The organism is Cellvibrio sp. ATLC23 (assembly GCF_057196725.1).
In genome coordinates this window covers 1-1254 of sequence record NZ_JBXUOS010000025.1, presented here as the reverse complement: position 1 = coordinate 1254, position 1254 = coordinate 1, and the positions used below count along the sequence as shown (strand labels likewise).

Sequence of the window (1254 nt, the reverse complement as noted above, 5' to 3'; positions counted from 1 at the left end):
ACGCTTGCCGAAGCGTAAAACCCAAAAACTTTCATTCTTCAAAATTCAGCGGTTTTGCTTTTTCGAACTTTCAGAATTGCACAAGCCAAAACACTTTGACCACGTAACGTTCAGCTCAGCCGCAGATTGTAAGTTGGTTTTTTGTGGAATACTTTTGCGCAGCAAAACCACAAAAAGGCGACTTACAAGCTGTCGAGCGCACGAAGTGCGCGGTGCTGGAGCGGCTTGTTAAGTATTTGATGGTTTAAAGCCGAAAAGGACACGTTTCAAAACCAGCAACTACTTGTGATTGATAAAAAGTAACCCGCTCAAGATTACTCGATTTTCACTTATTGGCAATAGCCAAAAAAGAGCACGGACTTCCCGCCGCAAAAGGCTTCTAGAAACTACCTGCGCATTTAGCGTGCCAAGGTTGCGACACAAGATAAACCAAACAGACTTGTTAGTAGCGTGTTCGGCAGTGCGCAAAACCTTCTGTGAACGTATAACGATTTCGTTTGAAACACAGACTAAGACGGGCAAAAGGGTGTAATTGCGAACTTTCCAAGTGCGACGCTCACTTAGAGTAAACAAGATTCAAAAAGTGCGAAAGTGTTTACGGCGGCACAAAGCAAAAACAAAAACTCAAATATTTAACGTTGCGTTCACCTGCGAATTGTAAGTGGCGCGTTGCGATAAACTTCGCGCAGCGATATTGCAAAAGCGCTACTTACAATTCGTCTGGTGCAACGCCTTGTTAAGTATTTGGTGGTTTAAAAAAACGAAAGCATGAGTATTTGAAGCAGTAACTACATGCGCCCGATAAAAAGTAATGTGATGAAGATTACCGCATTTTAACTTATTGGCAAGAGTTCAAAAAGAACGCGAACTCTTGACCGCAGCAGACTTTTAAAAACTACCTGCCAATTAAATGTACGCAAGCTGCGGCACATGATAAACCTAACAGAGTTGTTCCGTGCTGTGTTGGGCAATGCGATGAACTTTCTGCGAACGAATAGCGATTTCGTTTGAAACACAAACTTCGAAGAGCAAAAGGCCTTAATTGCAAACTTGCCAAGTGCGACTCTTGCTTAGAGTAAGCACGGCTCAAAAAGTACGAAAGCGTTCCCGACTGCACAAAGCAAAAAACAAAACCCGAATATTTAACGTTGCGGTAAACGGCAGAATTTAAGTAGTTTTTTTGTGGAAACATTTTACGAAGTAAAACCACAAAAAAGCTACTTAAATTCTGTCCAGTGGAGCGAAGCGGAACGA

General features: G+C 42.3%; 1 protein-coding gene. It reads left to right on the top strand.

Translation table 11 applies throughout. The features are described from left to right. The coding region (locus AC2CG4_RS20015; RefSeq protein ID WP_484487948.1) for a hypothetical protein at positions 1-232 on the top strand (232 nt) is incomplete at its 5' end. Positions 233-1254: the final 1022 nt, after the last annotated feature.